Source organism: Tateyamaria omphalii (assembly GCF_014651375.1).
Classification (GTDB): Bacteria; Pseudomonadota; Alphaproteobacteria; order Rhodobacterales; family Rhodobacteraceae; genus Tateyamaria; species Tateyamaria omphalii.
Window position 1 is genome coordinate 777,584 of the sequence record NZ_BMWT01000001.1, and the last position, 16,636, is coordinate 794,219.

20 protein-coding genes are annotated in these 16,636 nt (G+C 60.8%); 9 read left to right on the forward strand and 11 right to left on the reverse strand.

The genetic code is table 11. The features are described 5' to 3' along the window. Window positions 1–70: 70 nt before the first annotated feature. The gene (locus tag IE087_RS03675) at window positions 71–403 is read left to right on the forward strand and encodes a DnaJ family domain-containing protein (RefSeq protein ID WP_189367769.1); all 333 of its coding nucleotides are present in this window, start codon (window positions 71–73) and stop codon (window positions 401–403) included. Here the strand turns inward: IE087_RS03675 and IE087_RS03680 are convergent. Genes IE087_RS03680 through cobU form a run of 3 tightly spaced genes read right to left on the reverse strand, consistent with a single transcriptional unit; the run spans window position 393 to window position 2,223 of the window. Continuing rightward, a complete protein-coding gene (locus IE087_RS03680; protein WP_189367770.1) occupies window positions 393–1,073 on the reverse strand; it encodes a glutathione S-transferase in 681 nt (226 codons plus the stop codon). The two genes, IE087_RS03675 and IE087_RS03680, sit on opposite strands and share 11 nt — an antisense overlap. A gap of 59 nt (window positions 1,074–1,132) precedes the next feature. Next, window positions 1,133–1,705: a histidine phosphatase family protein gene (locus tag IE087_RS03685; protein WP_189367772.1), complete on the reverse strand. Its 573-nt coding sequence runs from the start codon at window positions 1,703–1,705 to the stop codon at window positions 1,133–1,135. Next, a complete protein-coding gene (cobU, locus tag IE087_RS03690) occupies window positions 1,702–2,223 on the reverse strand; it encodes a bifunctional adenosylcobinamide kinase/adenosylcobinamide-phosphate guanylyltransferase (protein WP_189367774.1) in 522 nt (173 codons plus the stop codon). Before cobU ends, IE087_RS03685 begins: the two co-directional genes overlap by 4 nt. A 90-nt stretch (window positions 2,224–2,313) precedes the next feature. Between cobU and IE087_RS03695 the strand changes: the two genes are divergently transcribed. The 8 genes from IE087_RS03695 (at window position 2,314) to IE087_RS03730 (ending at window position 9,487) form a co-directional block, all read left to right on the forward strand. Next, window positions 2,314–3,192 carry an RNA polymerase factor sigma-32 gene (locus IE087_RS03695; RefSeq protein WP_189367776.1) on the forward strand — a complete coding sequence of 293 codons (879 nt, stop codon included), beginning with the start codon at window positions 2,314–2,316 and terminating at the stop codon, window positions 3,190–3,192. Further along, a complete protein-coding gene (locus IE087_RS03700; RefSeq protein WP_229801247.1) occupies window positions 3,189–3,986 on the forward strand; it encodes a ChaN family lipoprotein in 798 nt (265 codons plus the stop codon). Before IE087_RS03695 ends, IE087_RS03700 begins: the two co-directional genes overlap by 4 nt. After that, window positions 3,958–4,122 (forward strand): hypothetical protein, encoded by a 165-nt coding sequence (locus tag IE087_RS03705; protein WP_189367780.1) that lies wholly within the window; start codon window positions 3,958–3,960, stop codon window positions 4,120–4,122. Before IE087_RS03700 ends, IE087_RS03705 begins: the two co-directional genes overlap by 29 nt. After that, complete coding sequence (gene coaBC, locus IE087_RS03710; protein ID WP_229801248.1) at window positions 4,095–5,288, forward strand: bifunctional phosphopantothenoylcysteine decarboxylase/phosphopantothenate--cysteine ligase CoaBC; 1,194 nt, start codon at window positions 4,095–4,097, stop codon at window positions 5,286–5,288. Before IE087_RS03705 ends, coaBC begins: the two co-directional genes overlap by 28 nt. A gap of 52 nt (window positions 5,289–5,340) precedes the next feature. Next, window positions 5,341–5,802 (forward strand): dUTP diphosphatase, encoded by a 462-nt coding sequence (gene dut / locus IE087_RS03715; protein WP_189367781.1) that lies wholly within the window; start codon window positions 5,341–5,343, stop codon window positions 5,800–5,802. Continuing rightward, on the forward strand, window positions 5,802–6,860 hold the full coding sequence (locus tag IE087_RS03720) for a HesA/MoeB/ThiF family protein (RefSeq protein ID WP_189367784.1): 1,059 nt from the start codon (window positions 5,802–5,804) through the stop codon (window positions 6,858–6,860). Before dut ends, IE087_RS03720 begins: the two co-directional genes overlap by 1 nt. Before the next feature lie 37 nt (window positions 6,861–6,897). Further along, complete coding sequence (locus tag IE087_RS03725; protein WP_189367786.1) at window positions 6,898–8,910, forward strand: M3 family metallopeptidase; 2,013 nt, start codon at window positions 6,898–6,900, stop codon at window positions 8,908–8,910. A gap of 181 nt (window positions 8,911–9,091) precedes the next feature. Further along, complete coding sequence (locus tag IE087_RS03730) at window positions 9,092–9,487, forward strand: GFA family protein (RefSeq protein WP_189367788.1); 396 nt, start codon at window positions 9,092–9,094, stop codon at window positions 9,485–9,487. Between the two features lie 30 nt (window positions 9,488–9,517). Here the strand turns inward: IE087_RS03730 and IE087_RS03735 are convergent, their stop codons facing one another. The 8 genes from IE087_RS03735 to mreC all read right to left on the reverse strand — a co-directional run bounded on the left by IE087_RS03735 (window position 9,518) and on the right by mreC (window position 16,564). Further along, window positions 9,518–9,934: a hypothetical protein gene (locus IE087_RS03735; RefSeq protein WP_189367790.1), complete on the reverse strand. Its 417-nt coding sequence runs from the start codon at window positions 9,932–9,934 to the stop codon at window positions 9,518–9,520. Window positions 9,935–10,131: 197 nt separating this feature from the next. After that, complete coding sequence (locus tag IE087_RS03740; protein WP_189367792.1) at window positions 10,132–11,064, reverse strand: 2-hydroxyacid dehydrogenase; 933 nt, start codon at window positions 11,062–11,064, stop codon at window positions 10,132–10,134. Continuing rightward, on the reverse strand, window positions 11,061–11,471 hold the full coding sequence (locus IE087_RS03745; RefSeq protein WP_229801249.1) for a VOC family protein: 411 nt from the start codon (window positions 11,469–11,471) through the stop codon (window positions 11,061–11,063). Before IE087_RS03745 ends, IE087_RS03740 begins: the two co-directional genes overlap by 4 nt. 105 nt (window positions 11,472–11,576) lie before the next feature. Beyond that, window positions 11,577–12,050 carry a hypothetical protein gene (locus IE087_RS03750; protein WP_189367796.1) on the reverse strand — a complete coding sequence of 158 codons (474 nt, stop codon included), beginning with the start codon at window positions 12,048–12,050 and terminating at the stop codon, window positions 11,577–11,579. Between the two features lie 2 nt (window positions 12,051–12,052). Continuing rightward, a complete protein-coding gene (gene rodA, locus IE087_RS03755; RefSeq protein WP_189367797.1) occupies window positions 12,053–13,201 on the reverse strand; it encodes a rod shape-determining protein RodA in 1,149 nt (382 codons plus the stop codon). Next, window positions 13,198–15,141: a penicillin-binding protein 2 gene (gene mrdA, locus IE087_RS03760; protein WP_189367799.1), complete on the reverse strand. Its 1,944-nt coding sequence runs from the start codon at window positions 15,139–15,141 to the stop codon at window positions 13,198–13,200. The genes rodA and mrdA overlap by 4 nt, the downstream gene beginning before the upstream one ends. Next, window positions 15,138–15,677: a rod shape-determining protein MreD gene (locus tag IE087_RS03765; protein ID WP_189367801.1), complete on the reverse strand. Its 540-nt coding sequence runs from the start codon at window positions 15,675–15,677 to the stop codon at window positions 15,138–15,140. Before IE087_RS03765 ends, mrdA begins: the two co-directional genes overlap by 4 nt. Next, window positions 15,674–16,564 (reverse strand): rod shape-determining protein MreC, encoded by an 891-nt coding sequence (gene mreC, locus IE087_RS03770; protein ID WP_189367803.1) that lies wholly within the window; start codon window positions 16,562–16,564, stop codon window positions 15,674–15,676. The genes IE087_RS03765 and mreC overlap by 4 nt, the downstream gene beginning before the upstream one ends. Window positions 16,565–16,636: the final 72 nt, after the last annotated feature.

Sequence of the window (16,636 nt, forward strand, 5' to 3'; positions counted from 1 at the left end):
GGCGGCTTGGTTTACGATTGGTTAAAGTGTGCTTGCTGGTGGGATCGCGCCGGGTCTGGTAGAATGAAGCATGACGCGAGGCTTGCGCGAACTGATTGAACGGCAGATCCAGAAGGCGCGCCTTGATGGCCAACTGGATGGTTTGGAGGACGAAGGCAAACCCCTACCTGACCGCCCCGGAGATGCTTTGACGGATGCTGGCGACGCGGTCGGGTTTCGGATCATGGCTCAAGCCGGTGTCATTCTCGAAGAGATACAGATCAAACAGGCGCTGGCCGAGCAGCGTGCACTACTCGCACGCCTGACCGACCCCCCGGCACATAAGGAAGCGATGGCAGAGCTTGCGCGGTTGGAATTGCGCTACAATATCGCCCGCGAAGCCCGCCAGAAGTTCATGCGCTAGGCCACTCTGTCGTGGGCAGGCCCATGTCATAAGGGAACGGGTCATAGACCGTCTTCTGCCCCTCTGCTCGCCACGCCTTGAACGCTGGATCGGTGACGGTCGTCATGCAGTAAGTGCGTGCCGCGTCAGACATGGGCAGGTCATAGCCCACGATTCGCGCGCATACCGGCGCATAGAACACATCGGCCAGCGAATAAGCTCCAAACAGCCACGGGCCGTCCGTCTTGAACTTGGTGGCATGGCTCCACAAGGTTTCGATCCGGTCCAGATCGGTCCGGACCGCCTCCGATACCTCGAACCCGGTGTTTACATGTTGCAACTGCATGGGGCAGGCGCCGCGCAGAGCGGTGAAGCATGATGCCATTTCGGCACACAGCCACCGGGCGGTGGCGCGGGCGGCGGCGTCCCTGGGCCACAGGCCGGCATCCGGGTTCTGTTCCGCCAAAGTCTCGGCCACGGCGATGCTTTCACCCACCACCGTTCCGTCCGGCAACTTCAGTGTGGGCACCAGCCGGGCAGGGGCCAGCGGCGCTAGGTCATCCGCCATGGTGCCGGAATACAGTCCAATCATGTGGGTGCGGTAGGGCAGGCCGAATTTCTCTAGCATGAGCCAACCGCGCAGCGACCAACTCGAAAAGGTGCGGTCGCCGATATAAAGGTCGTAAGTCATGCGCGCAGGCTAAGCCGCGGCACGCGCCTTTGCCCAACGGTGATTTGTGGGGGAATACATCACGGCGCGTGATTGATGACCTCTGCCTTTCCGGTTGCCCGGTTGAGGGTGGTCACGGACAGCGGGTCGATCTTTTGGGCTAGGACGTCATGCGCGGTGATACCCAGTACAGCTTGGACTTGGGTCAGGATGACGCCGAAGTGGGCTACGGCAATGATGTGGCGACCCGGATAAGCGGCTTCGATCCGTCGGACGGCCATGGCCACGCGGGCGGCGGAGGCGTTCCAGCTTTCTCCACCCGGAGGTGCGTGATCGCCAGGCGTTTCCCAATAGGCGCGGCTTAAATCAGGATGCCAGTCCGCCACCGTTGAAAAATGCACGCCGTCCCAAGTGCCAAAGTGAAATTCGCGCAAGGCCGGATCATGGGGCAAACGCGTGCGCACACCTTGCAACGCTGTAGCCGTATTGATCGACCGGGTCAGGTCGGACGAGATGACAACGGCATCATCGGGCAGATGGGCCGCCAGCCGGGAAATTGCGTCTGTGTCGCCCAGATCGGCATCAACATCCCGCCAGCCCGTAAATGTCTTTTGATGGGTCGGCCCATGCCGCACCCAATGCCACGTGGTCATGGCGCCTCCCCCTTACGCAGTTGCGGCAGGCCGGCCAGTACATGCCACACGGTGTCCGCCTGCGCGGCCAAGGCGATGTTCAGCCGCCCCTGTGCCTCTCGGAACCGGCGGGCGAGAGCGTTTTCGGGCACAATGCCCTGACCAACCTCGTTTGACACGACAACAACAGGGGCCGGGCAATCGGCAAGCGCGGCCAGCAGATCGGTCTGGGCCGCGCCAACGTCCGCCTCGTCCATCATCAGGTTGGTCAGCCACATGGTCGCGCAATCCAGCAACACGGACTGCTCTGGGGTTGCTTTGCGCAGCCCATCCTCGGCCCCGTCCGACGCGTCGATCGTCACCCACTCTGCCCCGCGCCGCGCCTTGTGCAGATCGACCTTGGCTTGCATCTCTTCATCCCAGATGCGCGAGGTCGCCAAATAGACTGGCGTTAACCTATTGTTAAGGATTAGAGATTCCGCCCATTGCGACTTTCCCGAAGCCGCTCCACCTAGAACGAGTGTCGTGTTGGGCAACATTTTTCGTCTCAAGAGTGAACCAATCGCGAGGTCGACCCGTATCCATATCAAGTGCGCAAAACAAGCATAACCATCCAGGGGGATGACTACATGGCATTGGATAATGTTCGAGACATGTCTCTATCGCGCACGGCGATGAAAGCCGAGTTGCTGGATGCAGAGACAGAACTGCGGCTTGCATATGCCTGGCGAGACGAGCGGGACGAGGCGGCGCTTCACCGCCTGATCACGGCCTACATGCGGCTGGCAATCTCGATGGCGTCGAAGTTCAAACGCTACGGCGCGCCGATGAACGATTTGATCCAGGAAGCAGGCCTTGGCCTGATGAAGGCGGCAGACAAGTTCGACCCGGATCGTGGCGTGCGGTTCTCGACCTATGCGGTCTGGTGGATCAAGGCGTCTATCCAGGATTACGTCATGCGCAACTGGTCCATGGTGCGGACTGGTTCGACCAGCAGCCAGAAATCCCTTTTCTTTAACATGCGCCGTGTGCAAGCCCGGCTTGAACGCGAAAGCGCGGCTGCAGGCGAGACATTGGACAAACACCAGCTGCGCCAGATGATCTCGACCGAGATTGGTGTGCCCCTGCACGACGTCGAAATGATGGAAGGCCGTCTGTCCGGGTCTGATTACTCCCTCAACGCAACCCAATCTGTCGATGACGAAGGTCGCGAATGGATCGACGCGCTGGAAGATGACAGTGCACAGGCAGCAGAAACCGTCGAGCATGAGCATGACACCGAACAGCTGCGCGAGTGGCTTTTGACGGCGCTGAATGGTCTGAACGAACGCGAGCGTTTCATCGTGCGCGAGCGCAAGCTGCGCGAAGACCCCCGGACGCTGGAAAGCCTTGGGCAGGAACTGAGCCTATCGAAAGAGCGTGTACGCCAGCTTGAGGCGGCGGCGTTCACAAAGATGCGCAAAGCACTGGAAAACCAAAGCCGCGAGGTCCATCATTTCCTCGTATGAGGACAATGATAACACCTGTCATTCTTGCCGCCGTTGCGACCCTGTCGACGGCGGCATTTCTATTTGCGGCAACGGATTGGTCTGACTTCTCAGGCGACGTGCTGATCTTGGGGGAGCTGCACGATAACCCACAGCACCACGCGGAACAGGCAAGTGCGGTGCGGATCATCCAGCCAAAGGCGGTTGTTTTTGAAATGCTGACACCGGATGAGGCGCAGTCATTGTCGGAGATACCCCGTGACCCCGGCGCAATGCGCGACGCAACTGATAGCGTCCAATGGTCCAACATCGCGGATTACGCGGATGTTTTGGCCGCCAGCCCAGTCATTGTCGGTGCGGCGCTGTCGCGCGAAGACATGCGCGCAGCTTTCACCTCCGGCGCAGCAGAGGTGTTTGGCACGGGCGCAGAAATCTACGGCCTGACCGATCCTCTGCCAGAAGACGAACAGGCCATCCGTGAACTCAACCAGTTCGATGCGCATTGCGAAGCCATGCCGCTGGAGATGATGGGCGGCATGGTTGAGGCACAGCGTCTGCGTGACGCCGCCTTCGCCCGGTCTGTGATCGAGGCGCTGGAGACCCATGGCAGCCCGGTGGTGCTGATCACCGGAAACGGGCATGCAAGAATGGATTGGGGTGTGCCTGTGTACCTGATGCGCGCGGGCCCAGCATTGGCCGTCACATCCATTGGACAGGGCGAACGCCAGGAGCCGCCCGATGGCGTGTTTTCCTGGACACTGAATGGCGCGGCCTCCCCAGACCGCGATGATCCGTGCGCCGTATTCAATCAATGACCTGACGCCGCAGGCCGAGGGGGCTGGCCCCCTGACATCCGAAGGGCTGGTTCTTGGAGCTGTGTCCGCCTATGGTCACACCGAAGACGGCCAGCCGGACACGCTATCATGCTGCAAGACAAACGAATTCTGCTGATCCTGACGGGCGGTATCGCAGCCTACAAAGGGCTCGACCTGATCCGCCGTCTAAGGGAGCGCGGCGCTGCGGTCACACCCGTGCTGACCCGCGCGGCTGAGCAATTTGTGACCCCCTTGTCGGTTTCTGCCCTTGCCGGGGAAAAGGTCTACCGTGACCTCTTCGATCTGACGGACGAGGCCGAGATGGGGCATATCCAGCTTTCCCGCTCAGCCGACCTGATCCTTGTTGCCCCGGCCACTGCGGATATCATCGCAAAGATGGCGCAGGGCCGTGCGGACGATCTGGCGTCGACCTTGCTTTTGGCGACGGACACACCAGTGATGATCGCGCCAGCGATGAATGTGCGCATGTGGGATCACCCGGCGACGCAACGCAATCTGGCACAGATTGCGAAGGATGGTGTTTCTGTCGTCGGTCCCAATGACGGCGACATGGCCTGCGGTGAATACGGGCCCGGCCGCATGTCCGAACCACTTGAAATCGTCGCGGCGGTCGAAACACATTTCGGCCCCAAGCCGCTTGCCGGCAAGCATGTGTTAGTGACATCCGGCCCGACCCACGAACCGATTGACCCGGTGCGCTACATCGCCAACCGCTCGTCCGGAGCGCAAGGCGCCGCTCTCGCGAGCGCGCTGGTTTCACTGGGGGCCGATGTGACCTTTGTCACCGGCCCGGCGGATGTTGCCGCCCCTGCAGAGGCGCGTGTCGTACCCGTACAGACAGCGCAAGAGATGAAAGCGGCTGTTGACGCGGCCCTGCCGGCCGATGCCGCTGTATTTGCCGCCGCCGTGGCAGACTGGCGCGTGGCGAGAGCCAGTGGCCGCAAGCTCAAGAAATCGAAGGACGGGTTGCCAGTGTTGGAGTTTGCCGAGAACCAGGACATTCTGGCCGGTGTGTCACAGATGACGAAAGGAAGGCCCGGGCTGGTTGTCGGCTTTGCTGCGGAAACAGATGATGTAGAGGCCCACGCCACGGCCAAGCGTGCCCGCAAAGGCTGCGATTGGATTGTGGCCAATGACGTGTCGCCAGAGACGGGCATCATGGGCGGGTCGGAGAATGCCGTGATCCTGATCACGGAAAAGGGCGCTGACCCATGGCCGCGCATGTCCAAGGCAGAGGTGGCGAAGCGTCTCGCCCAACGGATTGCGGACGCGTTGACGTAAGCGTGGCACCCACCGGCAGCGGTCGGACTTGAGTTTATTTGGCAAGGTGAAGATGAGCAGAGTTGCGTTGAAAATCATGCGTATCGCGGGCGCGGACCCGGCGATTGCCTTGCCCGCCTATGAGACAGAAGGCGCGGCGGGTGCAGACCTCCGCGCCAATCTTCGTGATGGCCAGACCGTGACGCTCGCACCAAGCGAACGCGCGCTGATCCCGACCGGGCTTGCAATGGCAATACCGCAGGGGTTCGAGGTGCAGGTGCGCCCCCGCTCTGGCCTTGCGCTGAAGCATGGGATCGCGCTGGTCAACAGCCCGGGCACGATCGACAGCGACTATCGGGGCGAGGTGGGCGTGATCCTTCTCAATACCTCGGACCAGCCGTTCGATGTGACCCATGGCATGCGGATCGCACAGATGGTGCTGGCCCCTGTCGTACAGGCCGCGTTCGACGTGTTGGACACTCTGGATGAAACCACCCGCGGTGCGGGCGGCTTTGGTTCCACGGGGCGCGGCTGATGCTTCTGGTCTTTGTACTGGCTGGGGTGTTGTGGGGCATCGGCGCCATGATGAACACGCCGCGCAAGGCACGGTGGCTGATGACCGGGCTGCTCTACGTGGTGGTTCTTGCCATTCAGGTGGCTTTGCCCGCCGGGCACCCGCTGCGCATGGCAACCGGGGAAAGCCCGGCGCTGTGGCTGATCGTGGGCGGTTTTGCCGCCATCGCCGCTGGCTACCGGGCCGTCCTGCGCAAGCTCCGCAGCCATGCTGAGGTGACGGAAGCCAAGGTCGCGCCGCCCGAGACCTCAGACGGACCGTTCACCGATACCGAACTCAATCGCTATGCCCGCCACATCGTGCTGCGCGAGGTGGGCGGCCTTGGTCAGAAACGGTTGAAGGATGCAAAGGTGCTGGTGGTCGGGGCAGGGGGCCTTGGTGCGCCGGTGCTGCAATACCTTGCCGCTGCCGGGGTTGGGACCATCGGCGTGATCGATGACGACACCGTCGAAAACACCAACTTGCAGCGCCAGACCATCCACACAGATGACCGGATCGGGATGCCCAAGGTTTTCTCCGCCCAGGCCGCGATGGAGGCCCAGAATCCCTTTGTCACTGTACGCCCTTATCACCGCCGCCTGACTGATGACGTGGTGGACGACCTTGTGGCCGAATATGATCTGGTGATCGACGGCACCGACAATTTCGACACCCGCTACCGTGTCAATGCCGCCGCTGTGCGGGCTGGTGTCCCTCTGATCTCGGGCGCGCTAACGCAATGGGAAGGGCAGGTGAGCGTGTTCGACCCGGCCCATGACGCCCCCTGCTATCGCTGCATATTTCCCGAAGCACCCGCCGCCGAACTGGCCCCCAATTGCGCCGAGGCGGGGGTGATCGGCCCGCTGCCCGGCGTGGTCGGCTCGATGATGGCGGTAGAAGCGATCAAGTTGATCACGGGCGCGGGCACCCCGCTCCGGGGCGAGATGGTAATTTACGACGCACTCTACGGTGAAAGCCGCAAGATCGCGCTGGCCCGCCGAAAAGACTGTGAAACCTGCGCCGGGGTGGTGGAGGGTTGACCCCCACCCTACATCGGTAGTCAAAGGAGACCTGCCCATGACCAACGTGCTGCTTGCCGACTGGGACACCCCGTTCCAGATCGCCCCCTTTGATGCCATTTCCGACGACGATTTTGCGCCCGCACTCGACATCGCATTGGACGCCCATAAGGCCGAGATCGACGCGATTGCCGGCAGCGATGCCGCACCCACATTCGCCAATGTGATCGAGGCGCTTGAGGCAGCGGGTGACGGCTTGGAAAAGGTGTTGGGCGCGTTCTTTACGGTCGTGGGTGCGGACAGCAATCCACAGCGCGAGGCGCTGCAACGGGACTTCTCTCCCAAACTGGCGGCGCACTTTGCCGAGATTTCCAGCAACAAGGCGCTGTTTGCCCGCATTGCCGCTGTGTGGGACGCCCGCGACGATCTGAACCTGACGGACGAACAGGCGCGCGTACTGATGCTGACCCACCGCAACTATGTCCGGTCGGGTGCAGCCCTTGAAGGTGCGGATGATACCCGCATGAAAGAAATCAAGGGACGACTGGCCGAACTTGGCACCGCCTTTACCCAGAACCTGCTGGCGGACGAACGGGACTGGTACATGGCATTGAGCGAGGGCGATATGGCAGGCCTGCCCGCTTTCGTGGTGGATGCGGCCCGGGCTGCGGGCGAAGAGAAAGAGGCTGGCGGCCCGGTTGTCACGCTGTCCCGGTCGATCATCGTGCCCTTCCTACAATTCTCGACCCGCCGTGACCTGCGCGAGAAAGCCTATCGCGCGTGGACGGCGCGTGGTGCAAATGGGGGCAAGACGGACAACCGTGCAATCGCCGCCGAGATCCTGAAGCTGCGCGAGGAACGGGCCAAGCTGCTGGGCTACGACAACTTTGCCAACTTCAAGCTGGAAACCGAGATGGCCAAGACGCCAGAGGCCGTACGCGATCTGCTAATGGCCGTGTGGGAACCTGCCAAATCACAGGCCAACGCGGATGCCTGGGTCTTGGAGCAGATGCTACATCAGGACGGCATTGATGGCCCGCTGGAACCCTGGGATTGGCGCTTCTACGCAGAAAAGCGACGCAAAGAACTGCATGATCTCGATGAGGCAGAGGTGAAGCCGTACTTCCAACTCGACCGGATGATCGATGCGTCTTTTGACTGTGCAACGCGCCTGTTTGGCCTCGACTTCAAACCACTCGACATTCCGCTCTACCACCCGGATTGCCGCGCGTGGGAGGTTACGCGAGAGGGTGAGCACGTGGCCGTGTTCATCGGCGACTATTTTGCACGCGGTTCGAAGCGGTCGGGGGCTTGGTGCTCGGCCATGCGATCACAGGCCAAGCACCCCAAATCGCAAACACCCATCGTCATCAACGTCTGCAACTTCGCCAAGGGCGATCCGGCACTCCTGTCCTATGACGATGCGCGGACATTGTTCCACGAGTTTGGTCATGCGCTGCACCAAATGCTGTCCAACGTGACCTACGAGTCGATCAGCGGCACTTCGGTGGCCCGCGACTTTGTCGAACTGCCCAGCCAGCTTTATGAACACTGGCTGGAGGTGCCCCAGGTGCTGCAGGAATTCGCCACCCATGCCGAGACGGGGGAGGCGATGCCGCAAACCCTGCTCGACAACGTGCTGGCCGCAGCGACCTATGACATGGGGTTCCAGACGGTGGAATATGTCGCCTCGGCCCTCGTCGACCTCGACTTCCATGACGGGGATGCCCCGGCCGATCCCATGCAGAAACAGGCCGAGGTGCTGGAGCGCCTTGAGATGCCGCACGCCATCGGGATGCGCCATGCCACGCCACATTTTGCGCACGTCTTTGCGGGCGACGGATATTCGTCCGGTTACTACAGCTACATGTGGTCCGAGGTGATGGATGCGGACGCCTTTGCTGCCTTCGAAGAAGCAGACGGCCCGTTCGATCCTGAAAAGGCAGCAGCGCTTGAGGAACATATCCTCAGCACCGGTGGCAGCGTCGATGCCGCTGACCTCTACATAGCATTCCGGGGCCGCTTGCCGGGTGTAGACGCGCTGCTCAAAGGACGGGGGCTGGCTGCGTGAAGCGTCGGCCCTAGCCCCGCTTAGCCGCGTCATACCAATACCGGCGTTATGACCGTACTTGGTCGATGCTATGATGGCGGTGAAAATCTTTGGGCTGATGGAGATGACCTGACGTGGGTATCACGGACTGCTTGCCGAGACCTCAAGGATCGCATGCGGTTCCAAGCATGGGGAGTGAGACGTGCTGAAGGGAAACTGCCATTGCGGTCAGGTGCGCTGGACATTTGAAACTGGGCCAGCCTCGGTCACGGCGTGCAATTGCACGATCTGTCGGCGCTATGGTGCCTTGTGGGCGTATGGGTATTTGGATCACGATATTCACACGAAGGGACACACAGGGACCTACACGCGCGCCGATGGCGGTGACATCGTTTTTCATTTCTGCCCCGATTGCGGGTGTGTGACACACTACGTCGCGCGCGATACGGACGAAAATGGGCGCAAGCGATCTGCAGTGAATGTCCGGATGTCCAATCTTGAAGCGATCAGCGCGCTTCCAATTCACCATTTTGACGGGTGCGAAAGCTTTACAGCGCTGGCAAGCGACGGGCGAACGGTGAAGGATCTATGGTTCTAGGGCGTGCCTGATTGAGCAGATACGCTATGGTCAAGCAGCCCTAAGGCCACAGTATACAATCCTGTGCGATCCCGGATGGATTTTCGGTTTCCCAAGTCGCGCCTTCAGAGCGGGAAACCCGTAACCAAGCGATGCGCAGGTGCACAGGCTGACCCCGGTTTCCCCGTGGATCAACGTTAAATCGTCTGCCTCGAATACAAGGTGGAAGCCTCGTGTTTCCAATGCGCTGGCCAAATCCGCCCAATCTTCTGACGCTTCAAAGACGGGACCGACAAAACAGGCCAGTGCCACGGCCGTTTCACAATCCAACGCGCTTTCGCTTTCTCCGCGGTTCCGTAGTGCCCAGACATTTGGTGTCACGCGGTGCTGATAAGCCTTTTGCCCAAGGGGGACGTGTTGCGCGTCTTCCGCATATGGTTGGTCAGAAAAGTTGAAACTATCAAACATGGTCTTTGCCCTTCTGTGCTCCGGTATCTTTCCCAAAGAGCATGACGGGACGGGGTGAAAAGAATTCCGCAAACAAATGAAAGCCGCCTAAATTCGGAATGAGCGGCGCGTTACCGGTGGTGCGCGAACACCCAGGCTGACGTGGCAGTCTGCGCAAGCCGCTTTCGGTTGTGCGTAGCTCTGGCCGAAGAGACGGTTCAGTACCCTGCTGATCGGTCCACAAGGTACAGGAATGGCTCCCCTGCCTCGCCCCGGCGGATATTCTCGGCAACGGTCTTGCTGGAATAGGCCGCGCGGGTCTCTGATGCGACATGCGGTGTCACCGTGACGCGCGGGTGGGTCCAGTAGCGGTGATCTGCGGGCAAGGGTTCAACGCGAAACACGTCCAGCGTGGCGTGATCTATGTGGCCCGTGTCCAGGGCCGCCAGCAACGCTTCATCATCGATCAAGGGGCCGCGTCCCGGGTTCAGGATGCGCGCACCCTCGGGCATCAAGGCCAGCGTGTGGGCGTTCAGAGTGTTCTCGGTTGCCGGGGTCTTGGGCAAGAGCAGAACGCAGTAATCTGCCATGCTGAGCGCCTGATCCAGCCCCTCCGCACCGGAGAGGCATGTGACGCCGGGAATGTCCTTTGGGGACCGGCTCCAACCCGTCACGGTAAAGCCCAGCCCAGCCAGCGCCGTGGCACATGCAGCCCCCAACTCACCCAATCCCAGCACTGTCACCCTGGTGTCAAAGGACAGGGGCGGTGCGTTTGGTTCCCATGTGCCCGGGGCAGCATTGATATGCGCATCCATGCCCAAGTGCAGGCGCAGGATATGACCGGTTACCCATTCGATCATTCCTTGGGTCAGCGCTGGGTCCACCATGCGGGCCAAAGGCAGGTGCAGGGTCGGATTGCCGACGATGGCCTCGACCCCCGCCCACAGGTTCAACACCGCCTTGGCTCGGGTGAACGGGGTGAAATCCTTCACTTCTGAATTGGGGGCATAGACGATGTAGTCGACTTGATCGGTGGGGATGTCGGTCGCGATATTGGCATCCACACCAACTGCAGCGATCTCCTTGCGCAAGGGCGCTTCGTATTCGGTCCAACGGTCTTCGGTGGCGGCAAACAGGACATTCACGCTCATGTGGCAAAAGCCCCGTCCAGATCGGCCATGCCCTTGATCTCGATCGGGTTGCCGGACGGGTCGGTAAAGAACATTGTGCTCTGCTCTCCCGGCTGCCCTTCAAACCGTATCTGCGGGGACAGGATGAAATCGACACCCTCGGCTTCGAGCTTGCTTGCCAGCGCGCGCCAGTCTGACATTGGCAGGACGGCCCCGAAATGGGGCATCGGCACATGATGCTCACCGACTTTGCCAGTTGGCGCACTGTCAAACGGCTTGCCCAGATGGCAACTCAGCTGGTGGCCGAAGAAATCGAAATCCACCCACGTGTCCGTGCTGCGCCCTTCGGCACAGCCCAGCAGATCACCATAGAACGCGCGGGTCGCATCCAGATCGGTCACGTTGAAGGCAAGGTGAAACAGGGCCATGGGCATCTCCGCGTCAAAGTCGTTTGGGTGTCGGTGTAGCGTTGAAGAGGGTGAATGCAAAACCGCGTCTTGTGATGCTGCCCACATGGATCCGCGATGGAACGATCAGGTGGCCGCCTTTTCCAAGTACGCCTTCAGCCTTTCGTGCGGGGCACCGTGATCGGTCAGCATCGTGGATGTCCATGCACGCGTTTCAAATGCCACGATCTCCATCTCCCAGACGCAGCCAAAGACCTCCGTCTTGCCTGTATCAAAGTGTGTGGGGTCGTCCCAAGGGGCGCGCAGCTGATCAATATGCGCCAACACGCTGCTCCACTGCCAATAGAACACCGGTGACACCACGGCGGTCTCGGCAAAATGGATCAATTGAAAGCCGACACCATGGTTGCTATCCGCATCGCCCAGGGTGCTAGCCTGCGGCAAGCGATTAAACGCGGCGGCGGTTGCAGCCGCTGCAATCTCGTCCGAGAACGCGCGGTCATCTGCCAGAATGGCGTATCGCTTCAACTGCCATCCTGCGGAGTGTTCGAGGTCCAATGGCAACACAGTCCGCGCACGAAACGGATCAAGATGATGCACGATCAGTGCCCGTGTCGGGGTCGATGCACATGCGCGCTTTGTGCCAGACCGAAGGCCAACATGAGAACCAGCATGGCCGATCCGCCATAGCTGACAAGCGGCAGCGGCACACCCACGACCGGGGCCAAGCCCATGACCATCGACATGTTGACGGCAAAGAACAGGAAAAAGTTCAGCGCGATTCCCAGGGTCAACAACGACGAAAACCGGTCCTTGTTTGCGAGGGCCGAGGCCACGCAGAACAGGATGATCAGGGCGTAAAGGACCAGCAGCGAAAACGCCCCGATGAACCCAAACTCTTCGGCCAGAGTGGTAAAGATGAAGTCGGTGTGCTTTTCCGGCAGGAAGTTCAGCCGCGACTGCGTGCCCTGCATGAAACCCCGGCCTGTCCAACCGCCCGATCCCAGCGCGATCTTGGACTGTGTGATGTGGTAACCTGCCCCTAGCGGGTCCGAGGCTGGATCAAGGAACGTATCGATCCGCCTGTACTGATAGTCCTTCAGCAACTGCCATTCGGTGCCACGGAACTGGAAGACGGCTGTAATCAGACCTACGCCCGCGCCGATCACGGCTGCGAAATAGGCCCAGTGAACACCGGCGACAAACATCATCCCGCCCCCGGCGGCCAGCAGCAGGATCGACGTGCCCAGATCAGGTTGACGCAGCACCATCGCCACAGGCAGCAGGATCAGCACAACAGGGATGAGCACCCAGAACGGACGCGATTTCTTGTGGCTGGGCAACCAGTCGTAATAGGCAGCCAGGATCATCACCAGCGTGACCTTGGCCAATTCCGAGGGCTGCAACCGCATGAAACCCAGATCAATCCATCGCTGCGCGCCCTTACCCACGGACCCGAACAATTCAACGCCCAAAAGCAACAGCAATGTCCCGGCAAACGCGACACCAGCCATGTTGCGCCAGAACCAGATCGGCACCATCGCCACGATCAGCATCAGCACAAAGCCCATGGCAAAGCGTTTCATTTGCGGCTCGGCCCATGGGCTGAATGATCCGCCGGCAACCGAATACAGCATGAGGAACCCAACGCCCGCCACAGCGGCCAGCAGCAGGGCGAGGGGCCAGTTCAGGAACAGGATCTTGCGTGGCCCCGTGGGGACATGTTTGACCGTGTATTCAAGATAACTCATGCCTGATCGCTTCCCGCGATGTTGGCGACTGGTTGCATACCGCGCAGCATCTGCTGCTGCGTTTCGATGCGGCCACGATCCTTGGTCGGGTAGGCCTCGAGCGGGGGCTCACCTTCGTAGAGCGCTTGTAATGTTATGTCCCGGGCAATTGGGGCCGCGACCTTGGCCCCGCCACCACCATGTTCAACCACGACAGCAACGGCAATTGTTGGATTGTCGTAGGGCGCAAAGTTCACGAACAACGCATGATCCCGCCGTTCCCATGGCAGGTCTTCGTTCCTGATAACCCCTGCGCGTCTTTCAGCGGCGCTGATGTTGCGCACCTGAGTGGTTCCGGTCTTGCCCGCCATGCGCATCGCGTCTTCGATGATGCGGCTGCCATACGCTGTCCCGCGCCGATCATTGACCACGGCGTACATGGCGCGGCGCATCTTGCGCAGGTTGTTTTCGTTCATCCCCATGTCTGTACCCGCATCAGAGGGCTGCTCAATCCCGTCAATTGTCTTAATTAGACGTGGCTTGACGGCTTTACCTGATGCCAAACGCGCCGTCATCACCGCCAGTTGCAGGGGGGATGCAAGTAGGAAGCCCTGGCCGATCGAGGCATTCACGGTGTCGCCCACGACCCAGCTTTGATCATGTACACGTCGCTTCCAGTCCTTGGTCGGCGTTAGACCTTTGGCCACCGCTGACATTGGGATGTCGTGGCGTTCGCCTAGTCCAAAACGATTGGCCATGGCGGTGATCTTTTCAATCCCTACTTTGACCGCAAGATCATAGTAGTAAACGTCGCAGGATCGTTTGAGCGATGTTTCCAGATCAACCCATCCATGCCCCGCACTTTTCCAACAGTGAAAGCGGCGACCGGCCACTTCCATATGGCCGGGGCAATAGACGGTCTCATCCGGGCCAATCAGCCCATCCTCAAGCGCGGCCATGGCCGTGATCATCTTGAAGGTCGAACCGGGCGGATAGGTACCCTGCACGGATTTCGAGGCGAGAGGGCGATACTTGTTTTCCGTCAGTGCCTTGTAATCCCGGCTGGAAATTCCGCGCACAAAAAGGTTCGGGTCAAAAGTGGGGGCCGAGGCGATGGCCAGCAGGTCGCCTGACTGCACATCCATCACGATGGCGCTGGCGCTTTCCCCGTTCAACCGGGCCTGCACGTAGCTTTGCAGCTTGGCATCAATGGTCAGCTGCATATCCGAACCGGGGATGCCATTTTGCCGATCGAGTTCCCGCATGACGCGGCCTGCCGCGTTAACCTCGACCCGGCGCGCGCCTGCCTTGCCCCGCAAGGTTTCCTCAATCTTGGCTTCGACACCGACCTTGCCGATCTGGAACCGGGGGATGCGCAGCAGCTGGTCCGGATCCTCGATCCGCTCGAGATCGTAGTCGCTGACCGGCCCGACATAACCCAATACGTGGGCATAGTCCGACCCCAGCGGATACACGCGGCTTAGGCCCACTTCCGGCGTCACGCCGGGCAGGGCCGGGGCGTTCACGCTGACGCGGCTCAGGTCTTCCCAGCTGACTTCCTCTGCAAAGGTGATGGGCAGGAAAGGTGCCGAGCGTTTCATCTCTGCCATTGCCCGTTCGACCTCGTCAGGGTCGAGTGAAACGAGTTTGCTGAGGTTCTGCACCACATCCTCGACCTCGCCGGCGTCTTCGCGGACGATGACAATGCGGTAGCTGGGGACGTTGCGCGCCAACGGCACGCCATTGCGATCAAAGATTTCGCCACGTGACGGAGGGATAAGCCGAATGTTGATCCGGTTTTCCTCGGCCAAGAGGCGGAATTGATCGGCCTGATCGACCTGCAGAAATTGCATTCGGGCACCGAGTGCACCGACAAAAGCCAATTGCACACCGCCAAGGATTGCGGCCCGCCGAGTGACCAGGCGGTGGTTTGCCTCAGTATCAACGCGAGGTCGCTTCATGACCGCACTCCCTTGCCATCAATGTCACCGGGTGTTGGTTTGCGCACGCCCATCAGCAGATGGGTCACGGCTACGACCGCAGGGTATGCAACCGCTGTCATCACGATCTGGATCAGGGCAGGACCGAGCTGAGGGACTTCGACCAGGAAAATGGCCAGCGCCAGACGGTACGCAATGCCGATGCCCACGATCCATAGCACGGCTGAGACCAGTTCGGTGGCAAGACTGGCATCGCGCAAGGACCGCGATTGCAACTTCATCTGTTCACAGGCGATCAGGGCAAGCAAAGCCCACAAGCCTGGCGGCCTTTGCAGCAGAAGATCGGCCATCAGAAAGGTCAGGGCCAGCAGCGTGGCTGGAACGTATTCCGGGCGGCGCACGGACCATGCCAGCGCGAAGGCCAACAGAAAGTCTGGCCAGATCAACCCATCGGTCGCCGTTTGCAGGGGCAGCAGGTGGAAGAACAGGATTGTGGTGACCAGAACCATGAACCAAACCCGCATGGCCCAAAGATGAGACGTGGCACTTTCGGTCATTCTGTCACCTCGGTTTCCAGCAGCGCAGCACCGCCAGGGGCTAGCACATTGCTGTCGTCGTTGACCGGTTCCGTGCCGTAGTGGCGCAGCACACGCAGGAATTCGAGCCGCTCGTAGTCGGCGGCCAGCCGGACTCGCAACCGTCCGCCAGGATCAGCGGCAACCTGTCCGATCAGCAGGCCTGCGGGGAACACGCCGCCATCACCGCTGCTGATCACCCGATCTCCTGGGCGGACCAGGTCCGGGTTTTCGAGGAAGTCGATTGGAGGCGCTGCAGAGTTGTCGCCCGCCACAATCGCCTGTTGTCCCGAGGGTTGAATGATCGCGGGCACGCGGCTTGAGGCGTCGGTGACCATGATCACCCGCGCCGTATTCTGTGCGACGCCGGAGATGCGGCCCACAAGACCGATGCCGTCCATGGTCGCCCAACCTTCGACGATGCCATCACGCGCACCCACATTCAGCAGGACGGACTGGCGGAAGGGTGAACCCGAGTCTGCCAATACAACACCGGTGATGTAGGTCAGGCGGGGGTCGAGCCGGACGTTGTTGAGGTCCAGAAGCCGCGCGTTTTCCTGTTCGAGCTGGAGCGCCGCCTCTTTCCACGCCTGCATCTGGCGCAACTCGCGGCGCAGTTCGGTGTTCTGTTCGGCAATGCGGCGGTAGCTTTGGAAATCGCGGAACAGGTTGATCGTTCCCGTGACCGGCGCCATGGCCCAATCCATGTTGGGCACAACCCGGTCCGTCACCTGCGCCCGGAACCGTTCGACGCGCGGGCTGTCAATACGCCAGAGCAGGAACGTGCCCGCCAGAACCAGCACCAGCACAGCCAGAACCAGCCGCCGCAGCGGGCCGCCGTAGTCTACCTGTGCGCGGTCCTTGGCCAAGGCGGTATCACCTCAAGATCTGGTCCGTTCCCCGAATGGTCCGACATTTACCACAACGTGGCAAGCGGCCAA